The 22,966-nt window shown below is 61.0% G+C and carries 21 protein-coding genes; 10 read left to right on the top strand and 11 right to left on the bottom strand.

The genetic code is table 11. The annotated features are described in order from the left end of the window. The first annotated feature begins 4 nt into the window (after positions 1 to 4). The 8 genes from ACXR0M_RS23675 (at position 5) to ACXR0M_RS23640 (ending at position 8,556) form a co-directional block, all read left to right on the top strand. On the top strand, positions 5 to 799 hold the full coding sequence (locus ACXR0M_RS23675) for a carbon-nitrogen hydrolase family protein (RefSeq protein WP_458834083.1): 795 nt from the start codon (positions 5 to 7) through the stop codon (positions 797 to 799). 48 nt (positions 800 to 847) lie between these two features. Continuing rightward, positions 848 to 3,262, top strand: a complete 2,415-nt coding sequence (gene pqqF, locus ACXR0M_RS23670; RefSeq protein WP_458834082.1) for a pyrroloquinoline quinone biosynthesis protein PqqF — start codon at positions 848 to 850, stop codon at positions 3,260 to 3,262. Positions 3,263 to 3,418: 156 nt separating this feature from the next. After that, positions 3,419 to 3,493: a pyrroloquinoline quinone precursor peptide PqqA gene (gene pqqA / locus ACXR0M_RS23665; protein ID WP_003422658.1), complete on the top strand. Its 75-nt coding sequence runs from the start codon at positions 3,419 to 3,421 to the stop codon at positions 3,491 to 3,493. A gap of 80 nt (positions 3,494 to 3,573) precedes the next feature. After that, the gene (gene pqqB / locus ACXR0M_RS23660) at positions 3,574 to 4,485 is read left to right on the top strand and encodes a pyrroloquinoline quinone biosynthesis protein PqqB (RefSeq protein WP_458834081.1); all 912 of its coding nucleotides are present in this window, start codon (positions 3,574 to 3,576) and stop codon (positions 4,483 to 4,485) included. A 137-nt stretch (positions 4,486 to 4,622) separates the two neighbouring features. Further along, entirely contained in the window at positions 4,623 to 5,375 is a 753-nt protein-coding gene (pqqC, locus tag ACXR0M_RS23655; RefSeq protein WP_123469296.1) for a pyrroloquinoline-quinone synthase PqqC, read from the top strand. After that, positions 5,372 to 5,647, top strand: a complete 276-nt coding sequence (pqqD, locus tag ACXR0M_RS23650) for a pyrroloquinoline quinone biosynthesis peptide chaperone PqqD (protein WP_458834080.1) — start codon at positions 5,372 to 5,374, stop codon at positions 5,645 to 5,647. The genes pqqC and pqqD overlap by 4 nt, the downstream gene beginning before the upstream one ends. Continuing rightward, the gene (gene pqqE, locus ACXR0M_RS23645) at positions 5,640 to 6,779 is read left to right on the top strand and encodes a pyrroloquinoline quinone biosynthesis protein PqqE (protein WP_458834131.1); all 1,140 of its coding nucleotides are present in this window, start codon (positions 5,640 to 5,642) and stop codon (positions 6,777 to 6,779) included. The genes pqqD and pqqE overlap by 8 nt, the downstream gene beginning before the upstream one ends. Continuing rightward, positions 6,745 to 8,556 carry a S9 family peptidase gene (locus tag ACXR0M_RS23640; protein WP_458834079.1) on the top strand — a complete coding sequence of 604 codons (1,812 nt, stop codon included), beginning with the start codon at positions 6,745 to 6,747 and terminating at the stop codon, positions 8,554 to 8,556. The genes pqqE and ACXR0M_RS23640 overlap by 35 nt, the downstream gene beginning before the upstream one ends. Positions 8,557 to 8,672: 116 nt before the next feature. Here the strand turns inward: ACXR0M_RS23640 and ACXR0M_RS23635 are convergent, their stop codons facing one another. Next, positions 8,673 to 8,831 carry a YqaE/Pmp3 family membrane protein gene (locus ACXR0M_RS23635; protein WP_003228885.1) on the bottom strand — a complete coding sequence of 53 codons (159 nt, stop codon included), beginning with the start codon at positions 8,829 to 8,831 and terminating at the stop codon, positions 8,673 to 8,675. A gap of 197 nt (positions 8,832 to 9,028) precedes the next feature. Further along, entirely contained in the window at positions 9,029 to 10,312 is a 1,284-nt protein-coding gene (locus ACXR0M_RS23630) for an aspartate aminotransferase family protein (RefSeq protein ID WP_458834078.1), read from the bottom strand. 169 nt (positions 10,313 to 10,481) lie between these two features. Here ACXR0M_RS23630 and ACXR0M_RS23625 point away from each other — a divergent pair, with 169 nt between their 5' ends. Beyond that, complete coding sequence (locus tag ACXR0M_RS23625; RefSeq protein WP_458834077.1) at positions 10,482 to 11,396, top strand: LysR family transcriptional regulator; 915 nt, start codon at positions 10,482 to 10,484, stop codon at positions 11,394 to 11,396. A 227-nt stretch (positions 11,397 to 11,623) separates the two neighbouring features. On the opposite strand, the gene ACXR0M_RS23620 is transcribed toward ACXR0M_RS23625, so the two are convergent. The 9 genes from ACXR0M_RS23620 to bioB form a co-directional block, all read right to left on the bottom strand. Then, a complete protein-coding gene (locus ACXR0M_RS23620) occupies positions 11,624 to 13,402 on the bottom strand; it encodes an acyl-CoA dehydrogenase C-terminal domain-containing protein (RefSeq protein ID WP_458834076.1) in 1,779 nt (592 codons plus the stop codon). Between the two features lie 189 nt (positions 13,403 to 13,591). Beyond that, complete coding sequence (locus ACXR0M_RS23615) at positions 13,592 to 14,881, bottom strand: GGDEF domain-containing protein (RefSeq protein ID WP_458834075.1); 1,290 nt, start codon at positions 14,879 to 14,881, stop codon at positions 13,592 to 13,594. A 193-nt stretch (positions 14,882 to 15,074) separates the two neighbouring features. Beyond that, positions 15,075 to 16,880 carry a phenylacyl-CoA dehydrogenase gene (locus ACXR0M_RS23610; protein WP_458834074.1) on the bottom strand — a complete coding sequence of 602 codons (1,806 nt, stop codon included), beginning with the start codon at positions 16,878 to 16,880 and terminating at the stop codon, positions 15,075 to 15,077. Between the two features lie 275 nt (positions 16,881 to 17,155). Further along, positions 17,156 to 17,452 (bottom strand): hypothetical protein, encoded by a 297-nt coding sequence (locus tag ACXR0M_RS23605; protein ID WP_003228898.1) that lies wholly within the window; start codon positions 17,450 to 17,452, stop codon positions 17,156 to 17,158. 108 nt (positions 17,453 to 17,560) lie between these two features. After that, positions 17,561 to 18,241, bottom strand: coding sequence for a dethiobiotin synthase (bioD, locus tag ACXR0M_RS23600; RefSeq protein ID WP_458834073.1), 681 nt, complete (start codon positions 18,239 to 18,241; stop codon positions 17,561 to 17,563). Beyond that, a complete protein-coding gene (bioC, locus tag ACXR0M_RS23595; protein WP_458834072.1) occupies positions 18,238 to 19,050 on the bottom strand; it encodes a malonyl-ACP O-methyltransferase BioC in 813 nt (270 codons plus the stop codon). The genes bioD and bioC overlap by 4 nt, the downstream gene beginning before the upstream one ends. Further along, complete coding sequence (locus ACXR0M_RS23590; RefSeq protein WP_458834071.1) at positions 19,043 to 19,774, bottom strand: alpha/beta fold hydrolase; 732 nt, start codon at positions 19,772 to 19,774, stop codon at positions 19,043 to 19,045. Before ACXR0M_RS23590 ends, bioC begins: the two co-directional genes overlap by 8 nt. Then, positions 19,767 to 20,945 carry an 8-amino-7-oxononanoate synthase gene (bioF, locus tag ACXR0M_RS23585; RefSeq protein WP_458834070.1) on the bottom strand — a complete coding sequence of 393 codons (1,179 nt, stop codon included), beginning with the start codon at positions 20,943 to 20,945 and terminating at the stop codon, positions 19,767 to 19,769. The genes ACXR0M_RS23590 and bioF overlap by 8 nt, the downstream gene beginning before the upstream one ends. Before the next feature lie 137 nt (positions 20,946 to 21,082). After that, positions 21,083 to 22,138: a biotin synthase BioB gene (gene bioB / locus ACXR0M_RS23580; RefSeq protein WP_458834069.1), complete on the bottom strand. Its 1,056-nt coding sequence runs from the start codon at positions 22,136 to 22,138 to the stop codon at positions 21,083 to 21,085. A 91-nt stretch (positions 22,139 to 22,229) separates the two neighbouring features. Here bioB and ACXR0M_RS23575 point away from each other — a divergent pair, with 91 nt between their 5' ends. After that, positions 22,230 to 22,964, top strand: coding sequence for a phosphoribosyltransferase family protein (locus ACXR0M_RS23575; protein ID WP_458834068.1), 735 nt, complete (start codon positions 22,230 to 22,232; stop codon positions 22,962 to 22,964). The last annotated feature ends 2 nt before the right edge of the window (positions 22,965 to 22,966 follow it).

Raw genomic sequence — 22,966 nt, 5'->3', positions numbered from 1 at the left:
CCCGATGCGTGTAGCCCTTTACCAATGTCCACCGCTGCCACTGGAACCCGCCGCCAACCTGCAACGTCTGCACCGAGTGGCGATGGAGGCCAAGGGCGCCGACCTGCTGGTGTTGCCGGAGATGTTTCTGACCGGCTACAACATCGGTGCCGAGGCGGTCAGTACCTTGGCCGAGGTCTACAACGGTGAATGGGCGCAGCAGATCGGCCGCATCGCCAAAGCCGCCGGGCTGGCGATTGTCTACGGTTATCCGGAGCGTACCGCTGACGGCCAGATCTACAACGCCGTGCAATTGATCGACGCGCACGGCGAACGCTTGTGCAACTACCGCAAGACTCATCTGTTCGGTGATCTGGACCGCTCGATGTTCAGCCCCGGCGACGATGCGTTTCCAGTGGTGGAACTCAACGGCTGGAAGCTCGGTTTCCTGATCTGCTACGACCTGGAGTTTCCGGAAAACGCGCGGCGTCTGGCGCTGGCCGGCGCCGAACTGATTCTGGTGCCGACCGCGAACATGATCCCGTTCGATTTCGTCGCCGACGTCACCGTGCGCTCCCGCGCCTTCGAAAACCAGTGCTACGTGGCCTACGCCAACTATTGCGGTAACGAAGGCGAGATCCACTATTGCGGGCAAAGCAGCATCGCCGCTCCGGACGGCAACCAAATCGCCCTGGCCGGCCTGGATGAAGCGCTGATCGTCGGCGAGCTGGATCGGCAGTTGATGGCCGATTCCCGCGCCGCCAATCGCTACCTCAGTGATCGCCGTCCCGAGCTTTACCACGCACTGAACAAGCGCTGACCCCACGCAATCCGCTAGCATTGGCACTTCACTGTTCTGGAAGTGCCCATGCCTGCGCCGACTCACCCCCGCCCCCACACCGAAACCCTGGCCAACGGCTTGCGCGTGACCCTGCGTCATGTGCCTGGCTTGAAGCGCAGTGCCGCCGCGCTGCGGGTGGCCGCCGGTAGTCATGATGTGCCGCTGGAGTGGCCGGGGCTCGCACATTTCCTTGAGCATTTGCTGTTTCTCGGCACCGAACGCTTTCCTGCCGAGCAGACGCTGATGGCCTATGTGCAAAGGCATGGCGGTCAGGTGAATGCCAGCACCCGCGAGCGCACCACCGATTTCTTCTTTGAATCGCCGACCTCGGCCTTCGGCGCCGGGCTTGAGCGTCTGTCAGACATGCTCGCCCGACCGCGTATGAATGTGGACGATCAATTGCGTGAACGCGAAGTGCTGGAAGCGGAATTTATCGCGTGGTCGCAGGATCCCGTGGCACAGCAGGCACTGTCCTTGTACGAGGGTTTGCCGGCAACGCATCCGTTGCGCGGATTTCATGCGGGCAATCGCGACAGCCTGAAGGTCGAGCAGCCGGCATTTCAGCAGGCGTTGAAAGATTTCCATCAGCGCTTTTATTGCAGCGGCCAGATGACCCTGAGTCTGGTCGGGCCGCAGAGCATTGAGGAGTTGCGCGCGATGGCGCAGCAGTTCGCTGCAGCGCTGCCGGTTGGGGATAACGTTGCGCAAGCGGCCACCCAGCCACTGCAGGTAAAAAGTTATCAACAGGCAGGCGTGCAGTACTGCAATATGCTGTTCGCCTTCGAAGCGCTGCCCGATTCATCCGCCGAGGCACCGGCGTTTCTCTGTCATTGGATGAACAACGCCAAGCCCGGTGGCCTGCAGGCCAATCTGCAGCAACTGGGCCTCGCGGACAGCCTGAAAGCTACGCCGCTGTACCAGTTTGCCGGGCAAGCCTTACTGCATCTGCAATTCACTGCCCGTGCCGAATCTCTAGACGCTATTCGCGCACAGGTACTGGATTGGCTGAGTTTCTTCGCCGCGCAACAGGATTGGGCGGTGTTGCGCGAGGAGTACGCGAAACTGCAGGAACGTCAGCAGCAAGTCAGTGGCGCACTGCAACTGGCGCGCCTCGACAGTGAACAGCTTGAACACGGCTTGTCGGAGAACGGCGTGGTCGCTCTCAAACAGATCCTGCATGACATCGGCGTTGTGGATAACTTCAGCGCGCATTGGCACCTGCCTGCCGCCAACCCTTTCCTCGGTTCCAGCGAGCCGCTGGCCAACGCTGGACTGATTCGTGGACAAACCAGTGCCCACCGGGGTCTGCGTACGTTCGCGCAGGACCGCTCCCGCAGCCGCCGCGAACGCTCGCCGATGCAATTCAGCCAGGCCTTGGCCGACAGTGGCGATGAACGCGCGATCTACTTGCGCTGGCAGTTGGAAACAGCAGCCACGGACGATCTGCTCGGTAAGCTGCAGCGCAGTCTGCGACAAACCCAAGAGGATGCGCGTCAGGCCGGAGTCGAGCTGTCGTTGAGCACCAGCGGCACCCAGTGGCTGCTGAAACTGACCGGCCTGCAAGAACCGATGCCCGGCGTCCTGGAGCATGCGCTGAAATGTCTGACGCAGGTTGATGCCGATTCCGCCAGCTCAGAGCCGGAAGCGCTGCTGATCCCGATCCGCCAGTTGCTCAGAGCATTACCGCAAACCTGCCTGCCAGCAGCACCACGCTCGGACGATATCAAACAGCTGTGGACAACGTCCCGTTGGGACGGACTGGCCCTGGGCCTCAACGCTCAAACCCAATCCGCCTTGGGCCTGGCCCTGAGTCGCATCCCCGGCATTCCGGACAACCAGATTCCAACAGCGGCGATGAGCAGTTCTGGGCAGATCTGGAACAACATCGACACAGCTTCCAGCGAACATGCACTGCTGCTGTTCTGCCCGACCGCGAGCCGAGAGATCGCCGACGAAGCCGCCTGGCGCCTGCTCGCGCAACTATGCCAGACACCGTTCTACCAGCGCCTGCGTGTGGAATTGCAGTTGGGTTATGCGGTGTTCAGCGGATTGCGCCAGCTGCATGGCCAGACCGGATTGCTGTTTGGCGTGCAGTCGCCGAGCGTCGCGCCAACGGCGTTGCTCGGGCATATCCAGCAATTCCTCGCCAGTGTTCCCGAGCTGATCGGATCTCTGGATGACCACAGTTTCAACCAGCAGCGCCAGGCACTTGCCGAGCAATTCGACGAGAATAACCTGTCCACCAAAGACGCCGCCGAACTGCTGTGGCAGGCCAAACTTGCCGGCCACTCGTCGGATTATCTGCCGCAACTGATCGCAGCCATCGCACACCTGCAGCGTCCGGCACTGCTGGCGGCTGCGCAACGCTTGCTCAGCGAGGCTGGCTGGCACTGTCTGGCCAGCGGCGCGTCACCGGGCACGCCGTGGCAAGCCGGAAAATGATCGTTACCCAAGCTGTAAGGAGCTTTCTCAAAGATTCACGGGCAAACACCCGGAAATTTTGAGTAACATAGCCGCCTAACTATTTGGAACATCCCTGCGTTGCCGTGGACTATAACTATGGACAGCGCTATCCCACCCACCCTGAAGGAGACACCCATGTCCTGGACCAAACCGGCTTACACCGACCTGCGTATCGGCTTCGAAGTCACCATGTACTTCGCCAGCCGCTGAGTTCTGCTACGCAGACTTGCAGTGCAACGCCTCGGCTCGCCGGGGCGTTTTATTTTCAGCGTTGAAAGATGGGAGCGTTCATGTTCGTCCAGATTCTGGGTTCGGCCGCCGGTGGCGGATTTCCGCAGTGGAACTGCAACTGCGTCAATTGCGCAGGCTTTCGCGACGGCAGCCTGAATGCCAAGGCCCGCACCCAATCGTCCATTGCGATTTCCGATGACGGTGTGAACTGGGTGCTGTGCAACGCCTCGCCGGACATCCGCGCACAACTGCAGAGCTTCGCCCCGATGCAACCGGGCCGTGCCCTGCGGGACACCGGGATCAGCGCGATTATCCTGATGGACAGCCAGATCGACCACACCACCGGCCTGCTCAGCCTGCGTGAAGGCTGCCCGCATCAGGTGTGGTGCACGGACATGGTTCACGAAGACCTGAGCACCGGTTTCCCGCTGTTCAAAATGCTTACCCACTGGAACGGCGGGTTGAACTGGAACCGTATCGAACTCGACCAGAGCTTCACCGTCGCCGCCTGCCCGAACCTGCGTTTCACCCCGCTGCCGTTGCGCAGCGCCGCGCCGCCCTACTCGCCGCACCGTTTCGACCCGCACCCGGGCGACAACATCGGTCTGATCGTCGAAGACCTCAACACCGGCGGCAAACTGTTCTACGCCCCCGGCCTGGGCAAGGTCGACGCGCCGCTGCTGGAAATCATGGCCGGCAGCGACTGCCTGCTGGTGGACGGCACGCTGTGGGACGACGATGAAATGCAGCGCCGCGGCGTCGGCACCCGCACCGGTCGCGAGATGGGCCATCTGGCGCAGAACGGCCCCGGCGGCATGCTCGAAGTGCTGGAGCAGTTGCCTGAGCAGCGCAAGGTGCTTATCCACATCAACAACACCAACCCGATTCTCGACGAGGATTCGCAGGAGCGTGCGGAGCTGGTGCGGCGTAATGTTGAAGTGGCGTTTGATGGCATGAGTATCGTGCTGTAGCGGATGGCCTCTTCGCGAGCAAGCCCGCTCCCACACAGGATTTGTGGCGCACACAAAAACCCTGTGGGAGCTGGCTTGCCAGCGATGGCGTCCTGATAGACACCACAGAATCCAACGCTTGCTCCCGGAGACCAGACATGACCGACACGCCAATGTCCCCCAGCGAATTCGAAGCCGCCCTGCGCGCAAAGGGCGCCTATTACCACATCTACCACCCGTACCACGTGGCGATGTATGAAGGCCGCGCCACCCGCGAACAGATTCAGGGCTGGGTCGCCAATCGCTTCTATTATCAGGTGAACATCCCCCTGAAAGACGCAGCCATCCTCGCCAACTGCCCTGATCGCGAGATCCGCCGCGAGTGGATTCAACGTCTGCTCGACCACGACGGCGCTCCCGGCGAAGACGGCGGTATTGAAGCCTGGCTGCGCCTCGGGCAAGCGGTCGGGCTCGATCCGGATCAACTGCGCTCACAGGAACTGGTGCTGCCCGGCGTGCGTTTCGCCGTCGACGCCTACGTCAACTTCGCCCGCCGCGCCAGTTGGCAGGAAGCCGCCAGCAGCTCGCTGACCGAGCTGTTCGCGCCGCAGATTCACCAGTCGCGCCTCGACAGCTGGCCGCAGCATTACCCGTGGATCGACCCGGCCGGCTACGAATACTTCCGCACCCGCCTCGGCCAGGCGCGGCGCGATGTCGAGCATGGTCTGGCGATCACGCTTGAGCACTACAAGACCCGCGAAGGCCAAGAGCGCATGCTGGAAATTCTCCAGTTCAAACTGGACATTCTTTGGAGCATGCTCGATGCCATGAGCATGGCTTACGAACTGAATCGCCCGCCGTATCACAGCGTCACCGAGCAACGGGTCTGGCACAAAGGAATCACCTTATGAGTTTCGATCGCAGCAAAGTCCCGATCTGGCGTCCCGGCTACCGCTTCCAGTACGAACCGGCGCAGAAAGGCCACGTGCTGCTCTACCCCGAGGGCATGATCAAGCTCAATGAGACGGCCGCGCTGATCGGTGCTCTGATCGACGGGGAACGCGACGTCGCGGCGATCATCGGCAAACTCGATGAGCAATTCCCTGGTGTGCCCGAGCTCGGCGATGACATCGAGCAATTCATGGAGGTTGCCCGTGCGCAGCACTGGATCGAACTTGCCTGATCTGCCGCCCAAGCCCGAGATCGGCCTGCCGCTGTGGTTGCTCGCCGAGCTGACCTACCGCTGCCCGCTGCAATGTCCGTACTGCTCCAATCCACTGGATTTCGCCGAGCAGGGCAAAGAGCTGAGCACCGAGCAGTGGATCAAGGTCTTCCGCGAAGCGCGGGAAATGGGCGCGGCGCAACTGGGCTTTTCCGGTGGCGAGCCGCTGGTGCGCCAGGACCTCGCCGAGCTGATTCGTGAAGCGCGGCAGTTGGGTTTTTACACCAACCTGATCACCTCCGGCATCGGTCTGACCGAGCAGAAAATCAGCGACTTCAAAAAGGCCGGCCTCGACCACATCCAGATCAGTTTCCAGGCCAGTGACGAGCAAGTGAACAACCTGCTCGCCGGCTCGAAAAAAGCCTTTGCGCAGAAGCTGGAAATGGCCCGGGCGGTGAAGGCTCACGGCTATCCGATGGTGCTGAACTTCGTCACCCACCGGCACAACATCGACAAGATCGACCGCATCATCGAGCTGTGCATCGCGCTGGAGGCCGACTTCGTCGAACTCGCCACCTGCCAGTTCTACGGCTGGGCGCAGCTCAATCGCGTCGGCCTGTTGCCGACCAAGGAACAACTGGTGCGCGCTGAACGCATCACCAACGAATACCGCGCCAAACTCGAAGCCGAAGGGCATCCGTGCAAGCTGATATTCGTCACCCCGGATTACTACGAGGAACGCCCGAAAGCCTGCATGAACGGCTGGGGCAGCCTGTTTCTGACGGTCACCCCGGACGGTACGGCCCTGCCCTGTCATGGCGCCCGACAGCTGCCGGTACAATTTCCCAATGTGCGCGATCACAGCATGCAGCACATCTGGTACGACTCGTTCGGCTTCAACCGCTTTCGCGGTTACGACTGGATGCCCGAGCCATGCCGCTCCTGCGACGAGAAGGAACAGGATTTCGGCGGCTGCCGCTGTCAGGCCTTCATGCTCACGGGCGACGCGAGTAACGCCGACCCGGTATGCAGCAAATCCGCAGATCACGGCGTGATCCTCAAGGCCCGCGAAGAAGCCGAACACGCCACCCAGACCATCGAACAATTGGCCTTCCGTAATGAACGAAACTCGCGCCTCATCGCCAAGGGCTGAGCCTTTCAGCGCCGCCCAGGCCGTCGCCGCCGGCACGGACTTCGCCGAACTGCAGCTCGGCGCCAACGGATTGTTCTGGAATGAATATCGCCCGGCAGATGCCGCGTGCCGGATCTGGCAGTGGCGCGACGGTGTAGCGAAATGTCTGACGCCGGATGGCTTCAGTGTGCGCAGTCGGGTGTACGAATATGGCGGTGGTGCGTTTTGTCTGACGGCGGACGGGGTGATTTTCGTCAATGAGGCAGACCAGCAGCTTTATCGGCAGACATTGGAAGGCGCACCGGAGGCGCTGACGTCGGGCGAGTGTCGTTATGGCGATCTGCATTTTGCTTTCGGCCAGGTTCTGGCAGCTGAGGAACAGCAGGATCAGCATCGGCTGGTGGCAATTGATTTGGCCGATGGCGCACGGCGTGTATTGGCTGAGGGTGCGGATTTTTATGCGGCACCGATCATCAGCCCGGACGGTTCGCGGCTGGCCTGGATCGAGTGGAGTCGGCCGCATCAGCCATGGACCTCAACGCGTTTGATGGTGGCTGAGCGCCTGAGCAACGGTGCATTCGGCTCCCCGCGTTGCGTGGCGGGCGCCGAGCGTGAAGAGTCGATCCAGCAACCGCGTTTCGATGCCGAAAACCGCCTTTTGTGCCTGACCGATCGCGGCGGATTCTGGCAGCCGTGGGCTGAAACCGGTGACGGCTTGCGACCTTTGCCAGCCGCGCAGGTCGACCATGCGCCCGCGCCTTGGCAAATGGGCGGCTGCACCTGGTTGCCAGTGGGCGACTCGTATCTGGCTAGCCGGACCGAGAGCGGTTTTGGTCGCCTGACGCTCGGCGACCAGGATTTTACCGGTGACTACAGTCGCTTCCGCCATCTGGCGCTGGATCAGCAATTCATCTACTGCATTGCTGCCTCGCCGATCAGTCCGTCAGCGGTGATTGCGATCGATTGCGCCACCCACTCGGTGCAGGTGCTGGCCGGCGGTGTTGCACCTCTGGCGGCGGAGCGCATCAGCCGTCCGCAGACTTTGCGCTACCCGAGCGGCAGCGGTGAGGCTCACGGTTTCTTCTATCCGGCGATGAACGATCAGGCGCAACCGCCGCTTGTGGTGTTTATCCATGGAGGTCCGACTTCGGCCTGCTACCCGATGCTCGATCCGCGTATCCAGTACTGGACGCAACGCGGGTTCGCCGTTGCCGACCTCAACTACCGGGGCAGCAGCGGTTATGGCCGCGAATATCGGCAGGCTCTGCACTTGAGCTGGGGTGACGTGGATGTCGAAGACGCTTGCGCAGTGGTGACGTATCTCGCTGAACAAGGCCTGATCGACGGCGAACGGGCATTCATTCGTGGCGGCAGTGCCGGGGGTTACACCACGTTGTGCGCGTTGGCGTTTCATCAGGTGTTCCGCGCCGGTGCCAGTTTGTATGGGGTCAGCGACCCGGTGGCGCTGGCGCGGGCGACGCACAAGTTCGAAGGCGATTACCTCGACTGGCTGATCGGCGATCCCAAGCAGGACGCAGAGCGCTACGCAGCGCGCACACCGCTGCTGCACGCGAGCAACATCCGCGTGCCGGTGATTTTCTTTCAGGGTGAACTGGACGCCGTGGTCGTGCCGCAACAGACCCGCGACATGGTTGCGGCGCTGGAGCGCAATGGCGTTGTGGTCGAGGCGCACTATTACGCTGAAGAACGCCATGGCTTTCGCCGGGCGGTGAATCAGGCGCATGCGCTGGAGCAGGAATGGAAGTTTTATCGGCGGGTGATGGGGCTCTCGGACTGAATTACCGAGTTGCCCCCTTCGCGAGCAAGCCCGCTCCCACAGGGTTTTGTGTAGATAACACAATCAAATGTGGGAGCGGGCTTGCTCGCGAAGGCATCTATCTGGCGCCGCAGAACTCAGCGCTTGGCGATGATGTACACCGCGTGCACGATCCCCGGAATGTAGCCGCACAGTGTCAGCAGAATGTTCAACCAGAACGCCCCGCCAAACCCGACCTGCAGAAACACACCCAGTGGCGGCAACAGAATGGCGATGATGATACGAATGAAGTCCATGGGTCAGCTCCTGAATGGGGGTTGGCTCACATGAGCCATACAAGCTAATCGACCCGCGCCGTTCGTCAGGGTTCAGTGCAGTTGCCAGTTGATCGCCATCACCAGACACAAAAAAAACGCCCCACGCCAAAAGAATCAGGCGTGAGGCGTGCGTTATACCGCGAGACGGTTCTGGAAATCGGGTAGGAAACTTCAGCTCAGACGGCAACCCCTTTGCGGCATTGCAGTTGCGCGGTGCGTACTCGTGAGAAGGCACGGGTCAGGCGCAGGAGCATTTCGTCGATGTTGCCCTTGCTGACGGTGAGTGCCGGGGTGAAGCGCAGGCAATCGGTTTGTGGTGCGTTGAGCAGCAGGCCTTCATGCAGGGCGGCTGTGACTACAGCCTCCGCTGAATCCTCTGACAGGCTCAGTCCCCAGAACAGCCCCTGCCCACGCAATTCGCCATGGCCGTAACGCTGGGCCAGTCGAGCAAGACCCTCGCGCAGGTACTGGCCGTGGTCGTTGACTTGCTGCAGAAACGCCCGATCCTGCACGCTGTCGAGCACCACCAGGCCAGCCGCCGTCATCAATGCGTTGCCATGATGGGTGCCACCCAGTTCACCCGCTTCAAAGCAGCAGGCCTTGCCCCGGGCCAGCAGCGCCGCCAATGGCACACCGCCGCCCAGCCCCTTGCCGAGCACGACGATATCCGCGCGTACGCCGTAGGACTGTTCGGCGAGCAAGCTGCCGCAGCGACCGATGCCGGTCTGCACTTCGTCGAGAATCAGCAGAATGCCCAGCTCACGACACAGGCGCTCAACGCCTTTGAGGTAATGCTCGCTGGCCGGAATCACCCCGGCATCGCTCTGGATCGGTTCGAGCATGATCCCCACGGTTTGCGCATCGACCGCCGCATGCAGCGCCGGCAAGTCATTGAACGGCACCCAATCAAAACCCGGCAGCAACGGGGCGAAGTGGTTATGCAGGTTGCAACTGTCCGATGCCGAAATCGTCGCCAGACTCCGACCGTGACAGCCTTGCTTCGCCACGATGATTCGCGACGCGCCGCCCCGATGCAACTGACCCCATTTACGCGCCAGTTTGATCGCCGCCTCACAGGCCTCGCTGCCGCTGTTGAGCAAATAGGCCTGATCACTTGCGGTGCTGGCACACAGCCGCTCGGCGAGACTGAGCATGCCGCGATTGTGCAGGTTGAAACCGGGATTGATCAGCGCCTGAGCCTGAGCGGCAATCGCTTTGACCAACGCCGAAGGGCTGTGCCCCAGACTGTTGGCGCCACCGGCCTGGACGAAGTCGAGATAAGCGCGATCGTTGCTGTCCCACAGCCAGGAGCCCTGGCCACGCACGAACACCTGCTGCGGGCGCTCGACGCTGGGCATCAGCCGCTCGGCAGTCAGGCTTTCGCCTGCATCAGGTGAGCTGGCCTCAAACGCGAGGTCATCAAGGCTCGGCGTCTGGCGCCGCAAACTGAACAGATTCATTGAAAAACACCTCGTCCGAGGTTTTTTGAACTGCCTATGCATACACTATCGAAGCAAACGCTATTCATCGCGCTCTTTGGCCCTGTAAGCCTTGTGATTACGGTTAGACTAGGCTCACGGACGGCTTCGGGCCATTTCGATTTACCAGCATTTTCGATAAGCATTACTTATGGATTTCAAACAACTGCGTTATTTCGTCGCGGTCTACGAAGAAGGTCATGTCGGCCGTGCTGCCGAGCGCTTGTCGATCTCGCAGCCAGCACTGTCGCAGCAGATCCGCCAACTCGAACAAAACCTCGACGTTACGCTGTTCGAACGCAGCAGCAAACGCCTGTTGCCGACCTTCGCCGCGCACACGTTGTACAACCACGCCCTGCCGCTGCTCGATGGACTGCAAAGAGCGCGGGAGGCGCTGGGTAACTTCAAGGGTCAGGCGGTGCGCACACTGGCGATCGGCGTGCTGCAAACCGTGCACACCAGCCTCGTGCCGCAAATGCTCGAACGGGTGCGCAAGGCGCAGCCACATCTGGTGGTGCAGATTTACGAGCTGACCGGGCTGGAGATCGAACGCCGCTTGCTCAACGGCTCTTTGGACATCGGCATCAGCTACCTGCCGCCGCGCCAACCGGGTCTGCATGGCGTGCTGCTGTATGAAGACGAGCTGACGCTGGTGATCCCGGCAGATCACCCGCTGCGTGAATTCAAGAAAGTCTCGATGCGGCAGGCCGCCGAGCTGCCGATGTTGTTGCTGGGCGAGGAGTTCCAGATCCGGCAGATCTGGCAGGCGCAACTGACGAGCCTTGGGCGCCGGCCACAGGTGCAGGCCGAACTCAACAATATGCTGGGGATTCTCGACAGTCTGCCGCACACCAGACTGGCGACGGTGCTGCCGGGACGTTCGCAAAAGGAGTACGACGATCAGGACTTGCTGTGGAAACCGCTGAGCGAACCACGGGTGCCGCTGAAGGTCGGGCTGGTATGTCGCGATGTACAACGCCAGCAAGCCTCGTTGGCGCTGCTGCGGACTCTGCTCGAAGAGGTTATGGAGCGCGAAGAGAAGCCAACACTGGATCCACTGACCTGAGCACTTTTCTTCAGGCAAAAGAAAACCCCGCCGAAGCGGGGCTTTGCAGACTGTTTCCCTGACATCCATTTCACTCCGCCGTCCTGGCAGAATCCTACGTGTCCGTGTTGTTACTTTGCGCTTCCTGCGCGACGTCCATGAGTTGTAGATTAGCCGTGGATCCAATCTACGCCTATGGGAGAACAGCAGCACGTCATGTAAGAGATTGCTTACATGACGTTACCTCATCAGAATTGCTCGGCGTTCAGCAGGAACAGCGACTCGCTGCCGGCCTTCACCGAAGCGCTCAACGAGTGGATACGCGGCAGCAAACGGGCGAAATAGAAGCGTGCGGTGCCCAGCTTGCTGGCGTAGAAATCGTCCTGCGTTTCTTTGCCCAGCGCGGCTTTCGCCATCAGCGCCCACATGTAGGCGTAAGCGGTGTAGCCGAAGGCCTGCAAATATTCGACCGAGGCCGCGCCGATTTCGTTCGGATTGGTTTTCGCCCGATCCAGCAGCCACGCCGTCAGCTCATCCAGAGTGCCTACAGCATCGTTCAGCGGCTTGGTGAATTCACCCAGTTCAGCGCTGGCCGTCGCGGTGAAGTGGCGAATCTCGTCAGCGAACAGCTTATAGAACGCGCCGCCGCTGCCTACGATCTTGCGCCCGACCAGGTCCAACGCCTGAATGCCGTTGGTGCCTTCGTAGATCTGGGTGATGCGCACGTCACGTACCAGTTGCTCCTGGCCCCACTCGCGGATGTAACCGTGGCCGCCGAAAATCTGCTGGCCGTGCACGGTAGTTTCCAGACCGAGGTCGGTGAGGAACGCCTTGGCGACTGGCGTCAGCAGCGCCACCAGGTCTTCCGCTCTTTTGCGGGTGGTGGCGTCTTCGCTGAACTTGGCGGTGTCGAGTTGCATCGCCACGTAGGTGGAAAACGCGCGGCCACCTTCGTTCGAGGCTTTCATGGTCAGCAGCATGCGACGCACGTCCGGGTGGACGATGATCGGGTCGGCGACCTTGTCCTTGTTTTGCGCGCCGGTCGGCGAACGGCTCTGCAGACGATCGCGGGCGTATTCGACAGCGTTCTGATACGAGCGCTCGCCGCTGGCCAGGCCCTGAATACCGACGCCCAGGCGCTCGTAGTTCATCATGGTGAACATCGCCGCCAGACCCTTGTTCGGCTCGCCGACCAGATAACCCACGGCTTCGTCGAAGTTCATCACGCAGGTCGCGGACGCCTGGATGCCCATCTTGTGTTCGATCGACCCGCAGTTCGCCGGGTTGCGCGCACCGAGGCTGCCATCGGCATTGACCATGAACTTCGGTACCAGGAACAGCGAAATGCCTTTCGGCCCCGCCGGGGCGTCCGGCAGTTTCGCCAGCACCAGATGAATGATGTTTTCGGTCAGGTCGTGCTCACCGCCGGTGATGAAGATCTTGGTGCCGCTGACCTTGTAGGAACCGTCGGCCTGCGGCTCGGCCTTGGTGCGGATGATGCCTAGGTCGGTGCCGGCGTGTGGCTCGGTCAGGCACATGGAACCGGCCCAGATGCCGGCGTACATGTTGGGCAGGTACGCGGCTTTCAGCTCTTCGCTGGCGTGGGCGTTGATCGACAGGCAGGCACCGGCGGTCAGCATCGGGTACAGACCAAACGACAGGCTGGCGGAGTTGACCATTTCTTCGACCTGCGCCGAAACGGCTTTGGGCATGCCCATGCCGCCATAGGCCGGATCACCGCCGACACCGACCCAGCCACCTTCGGCGTAAGTCTGATAAGCCTGTGGGAAACCGGCCGGCGTGGTGACTGCACCGTCCTTCCAGTGGCAGCCTTCTTCGTCGGCGGCACGACTCAGCGGCGCGATGCTTTTGCTGGTGACCTTGCCGGCTTCTTCGAGAATGGCTTCCACGGTTTCCGCATCGACGGTCTCGGCCAATGCCGGCAATTCGGCCCAGAGTTTGGCGACTTCGAATACTTCATTGAGGACGAAGCGCATATCGCGCAGCGGCGCTTTGTAGTCAGCCATGGCAAACCTCGCAAGATCTAAACAGGTGATTCGTGGAAGGGTGTTTTCGTTGAGGCCGAGTGTACCTCAACAACTTTTGCGACACATAGGGTCAGCCAGTGACTGATTTGTTATTTTTAGTCACTGGCATTTCATGGATCAAAAGAAGCCCGCAATCGCGGGCTCTTCAGAGAACGGGTAGGACTCGATTCAACTAGCGGCGCTGTCCATGCGTACCGCGCCGCGACGGTTCTGTCCGAACGCCATGACGCAGTTACGCCCGGCGCCCTTGGCGCTGTACAAGGCCTGGTCGGCGGACTTCAGGACTTCTTCCGGGGTGCGTTGATCGACCCGCTCGGCGACGCCGATACTGACCGTGACCGAAACGCTGGAAGCGCCGGAGCCAGCACGGCGCTGGCGACCTTGCTGGTCATCCTGCGGACGGTTTTCCTGATTGCGCAGCTGGATGTTGTAGGAAGCAATCGACTCGCGGATCACTTCCAGGTGCGGCATGCACTCCTCAAGGGTTTTGCCTGCAAACACCAGGGCAAATTCCTCACCGCCGTAGCGATACGCCCTACCGCCACCGCTGATTTTCGACAGTTTGCTGGCAACCAGTCGCAGCACCTGATCACCGACGTCGTGACCGTGGGTGTCGTTGAATTTCTTGAAGTGATCGACGTCGCTCATTGCCAACACGTAGTTGCGCCCCAGGCGCTGCATGCGCTCATTCAGCGCGCGACGCCCCGGCAATCCGGTGAGCTCGTCGCGGAAGGCCATTTGATACGCCTCGTGCGCCACGGCGGCGGCAATCATCAACATTACCTGGCTGCACATGATGTTCAGCGTAAACGGCAGGATGAAGGTTTTCGGCAGCATCCAGAACACCCCGAGCAAGCCGACCAGTTGCGCCGCATGCAGCGGACGCGGATTGCGCCAGTATTGCCACGCCAGCAGCAGGAATGCCGAGAGGAATACCGGATAGGACATCTGGATCAGACTCATCCACGCCCCGTGCAGCGCCGGCCAGCGGATCTCCGAAAGCCACAGCAGCAACGCCTGGGGATAACTTTGTTCAAGCCCCAGAGCAACGCTGCCAAAGGCCAGCAGCACCGCGAATCGCGCGACCATGTCCTGAAACAGATGGGTGCGCTCCTGCCACGCGGCAAACAGGCCGAACAGCAACGGCAGCAGCAGACAGACCAGATGGAACACCACCGCGGCGTCGTCACGCACTTTGCCGTTGTCGCGGTAATAGTCAGTCTGGGTGTCGAGCAGAAAGTAGGCGATGTACACCGTGAGCATCAGAAACAGTTCGCGCTGACGTCGGTAAACCGCACAGTAAGCACCACCCAACAGCAGCACCAGGGTCGGCAGCACATTGAACAGCGAAGTGAAGAAAACATTGAGGTCTTTGATGTACGCAGCCGACAGCCCCGCAAGCAACAACAGCAGCGAAGGCAGGAAATGACTGAAACGTACAGCGGAAGAACGCGGCAAGGGTAAAGCTCCGACCCGTCATAGCAAAGAGATGGCATTGTGCCTGCAATGTGCGCAGTTAAGCACTCACAATGTGATCCAGATCACAGGCAGTCTCTTTAACGGCCGAAAACCCCGGTTTCTGAGCGAATCAGAAATAAAAAAACCGCTGTTCCCGGAGGAGCAGCGGTTTTTCGTCAGACCGCGTTAAGGCTTAGTAGCCCAGTGCGAAGTCTTCTTCCTTCATGTCCATCAGGTTGTTGGCACCGGACAGCATGGTGGCCACGTGGGTACGGGTACGCGGCAGGATGCGCTGGAAGTAGAAACGCGCAGTTTGCAGCTTGGCGGTGTAGAACGCTGCGTCGCCGCTGCCTTCTGCCAGCTTCTCGGCGGCCACACGTGCCATGTCGGCCCAGAAGTAGGCCAGGCAGGCGTAACCGGAGTACATCAGGTAGTCCACGGAGGCTGCGCCGACTTCTTCGCGATCCTTCATGGCGGCCATACCGACCTTCATGGTCAGCTCGCCCCATTCCTTGTTGATCGCGGCCAGCGGTGCGACGAACTCTTTGACGGCTTCGTTGCCTTCGTTGTTCTGGCAGAACTTGTGGACGATCTTGGTGAAGCCTTTCAGAGCCTCGCCTTGAGTCATCAGCACTTTACGGCCGAGCAGGTCGAGCGCCTGGATACCGGTGGTGCCTTCGTACAGCATCGAAATGCGGCTGTCGCGAACGTTCTGCTCCATGCCCCACTCGGCGATGAAGCCGTGGCCGCCATAGATCTGCACGCCGTGGTTGGCGGCTTCGAAACCGACTTCGGTCATGAACGCCTTGGCGATCGGCGTCATGAAGGCCAGCAGTGCGTCGGCTTTCTTCTTCTCTTCTTCATCGACGCCGTATTTGACGATGTCGACCTGTTTGGCGGTGAAGTACACCATCGCACGGTTGCCTTCGGCGAATGCCTTCATGGTCAACAGCATGCGGCGTACGTCTGGGTGCACGATGATCGGGTCAGCGGCTTTGTCCGGTGCTTTCGGGCCAGTCAGGGAGCGCATTTGCAGACGGTCGCGAGCGTATTTCAGGCCGCCCTGGAAGCCGATTTCGGCGTGAGCCAGACCTTGCAGCGCGGTGCCCAGACGTGCGGTGTTCATAAAGGTGAACATGCAGTTAAGGCCTTTGTTCGCCGGGCCGATCAGGAAACCGGTGGCGCCGTCGAAGTTCATCACGCACGTGGCGTTGCCGTGGATGCCCATCTTGTGTTCCAGCGAACCGCAGCTCACGGCATTGCGTGCACCGATGGTGCCATCGGCATTCGGCAGGAACTTTGGAACGATGAACAGCGAAATGCCTTTGGTGCCAGCCGGAGCGTCCGGCAGGCGGGCCAGCACGATGTGGACGATGTTGTCGGCCATGTCGTGTTCACCGGCCGAGATGAAGATCTTGGTGCCGGAAACTTTGTAGGAACCATCGGCCTGAGGTTCGGCCTTGGTGCGCAGCATTCCCAGATCGGTGCCGCAGTGCGGTTCGGTCAGGCACATGGTGCCGGTCCATTCGCCGGAGACCAGTTTGGTCAGATAGGCTTCCTGCTGCTCCGGGGTGCCGTGCTCGGAGATGGTGTTCATCGCGCCGTGCGACAGGCCTGGGTACATGCCCCACGACCAGTTGGCTTCGCCAACCATTTCGCTGACAGCCAGACCCAGCGACTCCGGCAGGCCTTGACCACCGTGCTCGACGTCGTGCGCCAGGCTAGGCCAGCCGCCTTCGACGAATTGCTTATAGGCCTCTTTGAAGCCAGTCGGGGTTTTCACGCCGGACTCGCTCCAGGTGCAGCCTTCCAGGTCGCCCACGCGGTTCAGCGGTGCCAGTACCTGCTCACAAAACTTGGCGCCTTCTTCAAGAATGGCGTCAACCATGTCAGGCGTTGCGTCGGCGCAAGCCGGAAGGCTCTGATAGTGCGCTTCGTAGCCAAGCAGTTCGTCACGTACGAAGCGAATATCACGCAAGGGGGCCTTGTAGTCAGGCATAGCGATAAACCTCTGCTGATGTAACCGGGAATGAACGACCGTGTTGATTTGTTATGACGGTCAAACAGTTGTTTGAAACATACGTTTACGCCGAAATCTTGTCAAGCGTCGATCTTTTGCCGTTCGTCATCCGCTCTTTTCAAACGCCGGACGCAATAAATCGCCATGGACTGCCAAGCGCCACGAGTCTTGAAAAAGATTAGTTGAGGGAGAAGGACTTACAACGGAAAACGCCGCGACAAGGCGCGGCGTTCGGCGGACAGAAGAGGAAAAAATCAGGCAAAGGTATCGATGATCGTACCGAGCATTTCATCGGAAGCCTTGGCGACTTTGGTGCCCAGTTCCACCTGAAACTTGCCTTGGGCCATCTCGGCCATGGCGCTGCCCGGATCCATCTGCTGGCTGCGGTCGATACCGCGCAGACGATCGACCTGCGCCTCGGAAGACTGGCTGGTGACCGAACGCTCAATGGTGTTATTGGCGATCTGGCTGGCCGCCTGATCGACGCGGTTCTGCCCGGTCTGAATGGTGCTCAAACCCGCATAAAAAGCTGTGTTACCGGAGATTTCCATGGGAGTTCTCATCCTTGGGAAGGATCAATGGTTGCCATTGAAGCAGACGCGCCAGAAAAACACCCGTCAAAAACACTAATGGCACAGTGCCTGCCCATAGACAAAAGCTTAGTCGAGCAAATCCAGTTGCAAATGAGCCGCCACCGCCTCGGCACTCGGCGCCTTCAATTTCGGCACACGCCCCAGGCACGGCGCCGGCAGCCGTTCGGCCAGCGTTGCCAGATTCTCTTCCAGCCGCGACGTCTTCGGATCGATGATGTTGGCCACCCAGCCGGCTAGTTGCAGCCCATCGCGGGCGATTGCCTCAGCCGTCAGAAGCGCATGACTGATGCAACCCAACCGCACCCCCACCACCAGAATCACCGGCAGCTTCAATGCCATCGCCAAGTCGGACAGATTGGCCTGATCGGCCAACGGCACGCGCCAGCCACCCGCGCCTTCGATGAGGGTGAACTCGGCATTCAGCGCGAGAATTTCGCGCATCGGCGCCAGCAGCGATTGCACCGTTAACGCCACACCGGCCTCGCGCGCTGCCAGATGCGGGGCGATGGCCGGCTCGAACGCCACCGGATTGACCTGTTGATAAGTCAGCGGCACCGAACATTCAGCCAGCAGCGCCAGCGCATCGGCATTGCGCAGGCCTTTGGGCGTCACTTCACAACCCGAAGCCACCGGCTTACCCGCCGCCGTAGTCAACCCCGCCGCCCGCGCCGCATGCAGCAAGCCGGCAGCCACGGTGGTCTTGCCGACATCGGTGTCCGTTCCGCTGATGAAATAGGCTGCGCTCATAAGGGTTTCTCCAACACGGCGTAAACCACCTGATAAGTCGCCGGCAATCCCTGTGCCTGACGGTACTGCTCATAAGCCTCGACCAGACCCAGAATCCGCGCCCGCCCGGTCAAACCGCCGGGACGACCCGGATTCAGATTGTGCGCACCCAAAGCTTTCAATTCATGAGTCAGGCTGCGCACATCCGGGTAATGCAGCGCGTGCGCCTGATTCTGCAGACTCAGCGTGCGCAAACCACTGGCGGCGCACAGCTGTTGATAACGGGCAAACTCGCGGAAGCGATTGACATGCACCAGGCCATCGACCTGACGCCAGCTGTCGCGCAACTCGTACAGCGTCCCCACGCAAAGACTAGCAAACGCAAAAATCCCGCCGGGCTTGAGCACGCGAAAAGCCTCGCTGAGCACCGATTCGAAGTCCGCACACCACTGCACCGCCAGGCTGGAGAAGATCAGCTCGCAGGTTGCGTCCTGCAGTGGCAGACGCTCGGCATCACCGGCAATGAAATGCTCGGCCCCGCCTAACGGACGCGCATGCTCGAGCATGCCTTCGGCGATATCCAGCGCCAGGCCCTGACTCTCGGCAAATCGCTCGGCCAGTGCGCGAGTGAAATAACCGGTGCCGCAGCCCAGATCGAGCCAGCGCGACGGCACAAAACTCGCCGGCAAGCGCTGCAGCAACTGCGTGCCGACATCGCGCTGCAACTCGGCGACACTGTCGTAACTGGCCGCCGCACGGGAAAACGAGGCCGCAACCTGGCGCTTGTCGGGCAAGCCGCCGGGCAGCGCAACAAAAGACAAATCAGTCATCACCGCACTCGTGGAGAAAAGCCTGGATCGCACCCGCCACACCATGGGGGTCTTCCAGAAGGAACGCATGACTGGCCTGTTCGATCAGGCCAATTTCGATATCCGGCAACAGCCTGAACAACTCGCCCGCGGCCTCCGCTGGCACCAGGCCGTCCTGCCCGGCAAACAGGTGCAACTGCGGGCCACGAAACGCCTGTAACGCCACGCGAGTGTCCAGTTGCGCGAGCAACTCCAACCCAGCCATCAAGGCTGCCGGGGCCATATTCGGCGCACCGCCGAGCATCAGGCGCGACAAGCCACGCGGGTCTTGCGCGCCCTGGGCACACAGCAACGTGAAACGTTTGAGGGTGGTTTTCGGATCGGCCATGCAGCCCGCAAGAAACGCATCGAACGTCTCGCCCGGCATCGCACTCGGCCATTGCTCATGGGCCACGAAACACGGATTGCTCGCCAGGGTCAGCAGACCGCAGCAACGCTCACCACGGCGTGCTGCCAACTCGGACGCGAGCATGCCGCCCAGCGACCAGCCGCCAAGCCAGACATCCTGATCAACACGTTCATCGAGTTCGTCGAGCCAGTCCTGCAGATCGCTGGACTCAAGCTCCGGCAACGGCTCGATCTCGACGTGCAGATGCTCGTCGAGCCCGCGCAACGCCGCCGCCAAAGGCTCCAGCGGCGAAACACCCAGACCCCAGCCGGGCAGCAGGATCAGACGATTACGCATGGCTTGGCTCCGGCGGCAGTTGGGCAACGCAATCGGCCAGTCCTTCTAACAATAGCTGCACCTGCGCCTCGCTGTGGGCGGCGGTCAGGGTCACGCGCAAACGTGCACTGCCGGCGGGCACGGTCGGCGGACGGATCGCGCTGACCATCAATCCACGCTCGCGCAGCAGTTGCGAAAGACGCACGGCGCGCCCGGCATCGCCGATCAGGATCGGCTGGATCGGGGTGAAGCTGTCCATCAGTTGCAGACCGATCTGCTCGGCGCCACGGCGAAACTGGCGGATCAGCGTCTGCAAATGCTCACGTCGCCAGTGTTCGCTGCGCAGCAATTCCAGACTTTTCAGGGTCGCACAGGCCAGCGCCGGAGGCTGGCTGGTGGTGTAGATGTACGGCCGGGCGAACTGGATCAGGCTTTCGATCAGCTCTTCACTGCCGGCAACAAAGGCTCCCGCAGTGCCAAACGCCTTGCCAAGGGTGCCGACCAGCACCGGCACATCCTCCTGACTCAGGCCGAAATGCTCGACAATCCCGCCGCCATTGGCGCCGAGCGGACCAAAGCCATGGGCATCATCGACCATCAGCCACGCGCCCTTGGCCGTGGCCGCGCGCGCCAGGGCCGGCAGATCGGCGATATCACCGTCCATGCTGAACACGCCATCGGTGACCACCAGCGTGTTGCCAGTGGCTTTCTCCAGACGCTTGGCCAGACTGGCGGCATCATTATGCAAATAGCGATTGAAGCGCGCGCCGGACAACAGACCGGCATCCAGCAGCGAGGCGTGGTTGAGCCGGTCTTCCAGCACGGTATCGCCCTGCCCGACCAGCGCCGTGACTGCGCCGAGGTTGGCCATGTAACCGGTGGTGAACAGCAGCGCACGCCGCCGGCCGGTGAACTCGGCCAGCGCTTCTTCGAGTGCATGGTGCGGGCCACTGTGGCCGATCACCAGATGCGACGCGCCGCCGCCAACACCCCAGCGCTCGGCCCCCGCGCGCCAGGCTTCGATCACTTGCGGGTGATTGGCCAGGCCGAGGTAGTCGTTGTTGCAGAACGCCAGCAACGGCTGACCATCGACCACCACTTCAGGCCCTTGCGGCGACTCGAGCAACGGGCGCTGGCGGTAGAGATTTTCGGCACGGCGGGCAGCAAGGCGTGCGGCGAGATCGAAAGACATTGCAAGCCTCGAAAGTCAGAAATATCCCCTGTAGGAGCTGCCGCAGGCTGCGATCTTTTGATTCTGATTTTTTAAAAACAAGATCAAGAGATCGCAGCCTGCGGCAGCTCCTACAGGGTTTGCATTTCAAGCGATGTTCAAACCGCCGCGTTATAGAACTGCTCGCTGCTCTTCTGCTCCACCAGCGCCTGCTCGATCGCGGCCTGATGCACTTCATCGGAGTGCTCTTCACGCGCTTCCGGCTGAATGCCCAGACGCGCGAACAATTGCATGTCCTTGTCGGCCTGCGGGTTGGCGGTGGTCAGCAGTTTGTCGCCGTAGAAAATCGAGTTGGCACCGGCGAAGAACGCCAGGGCCTGCATCTGCTCGTTCATCGCTTCGCGGCCGGCGGACAGCCGCACGTGGGATTGCGGCATGAGAATCCGCGCCACCGCGAGCATGCGGATGAAGTCGAACGGATCGACATCGTCGGCGTTTTCCAGCGGCGTACCGGCGACTTTCACCAGCATGTTGATCGGCACCGATTCCGGGTGCTCCGGGAGGTTGGCCAGCTGGATCAGCAGATTCGCGCGGTCGTCCAGCGACTCGCCCATGCCGAGGATGCCGCCGGAGCAGATCTTCATCCCCGACTCACGCACGTAGGCCAACGTCTGCAGGCGCTCGCTGTAAGTACGGGTGGTGATGATGCTGCCGTAGAACTCCGGCGAGGTGTCGAGGTTGTGGTTGTAGTAATCCAGACCGGCCTTGGCCAGTGCCTCGGTTTGTTCCTGGTCGAGGCGACCGAGGGTCATGCAGGTTTCCAGGCCCAGGGCCTTGACGCCCTCAACCATCTTCAGCACGTACGGCATGTCTTTGGCCGAAGGGTGTTTCCACGCCGCGCCCATGCAGAACCGCGTCGAGCCGATGGCTTTGGCGCGGGCCGCCTCTTCGAGGACCTTCTGCACTTCCATCAGCTTTTCTTTTTCCAGGCCGGTGTTGTAGTGCCCGGACTGCGGACAGTACTTGCAGTCTTCCGGGCAGGCGCCGGTCTTGATCGACAGCAACGTCGAAACCTGTACGCGGTTGGCGTTGAAATGCGCGCGGTGCACGGTCTGCGCCTGAAACAGCAAGTCGTTGAATGGCTGTACGAAGAGCGCTTTGACTTCGGTTAAAGTCCAGTCGTGACGCAGGGTGGCAGAGGTGCTGGCGCTCATGGGCAGTTCCTTGGTTATGCTTGGCTGGCGGCTGCGGGAACGCAATACCCACAGACGCGACACGGATGTTCGGCATATTTAAGGAAGAGCCATGCGCTGTCAACCATACGACGAAGAGCAGGTTTACATCTGTTTAAAAAACGTACAGGCATGCTTATTGTGCGATGAGCCCGCAGAGGCAGAAATGCCAATCTGCGACGCCTGCGAAACCGATCTGCCGTGGCTCGGCGATCATTGCCAGACCTGCGCATTGCCACTTTCCACCGCCGGCCTGACCTGCGGAGCGTGCCTGCTAGAGCCGCCGGCCTTCGAGCAGGTGGTGGTGCCGTGGCGCTATGACTTTCCGGTGGACACGCTGATTACGCGTTTTAAACACAACGCGAAATGGCCGTTTGGTCACCTGCTCGCCGACGTTGCCGGCCAATACCTGCAACATCGCTTCGATGAGGGATTGCCACGCCCCGACGTGTTGCTGCCCGTGCCGTTGGCCAACAAACGTCTGCGTCAACGCGGGTTCAATCAAGCCGCCATGTTGGCGCGATGGTTGAGCAAACAGCTCGATCTGCCGTTTGCAGAGCAAGTGCTCCGGCGAATTCACGACACCAGCGCCCAGCAGGACCTCGACGCCAAGGCGCGCAAGCGCAATTTGCGCAACGCATTTGCCCTCGCGCCAGACGCGGACGTGAAAGGTCGGCATTTCGCCTTGGTCGATGACGTGCTGACCACCGGTGCCACCGCGCAGGCATTGGCGCGGTTGTTGAGAGATGCCGGGGCGGCAAGGGTCGACGTGTACTGCCTGGCGCGCACACCAAAACCCGGAAGCTGAAG

Source organism: Pseudomonas sp. Eth.TT006, assembly GCF_054456575.1.
This window is presented reverse-complemented; position numbering and strand designations above follow the sequence as displayed.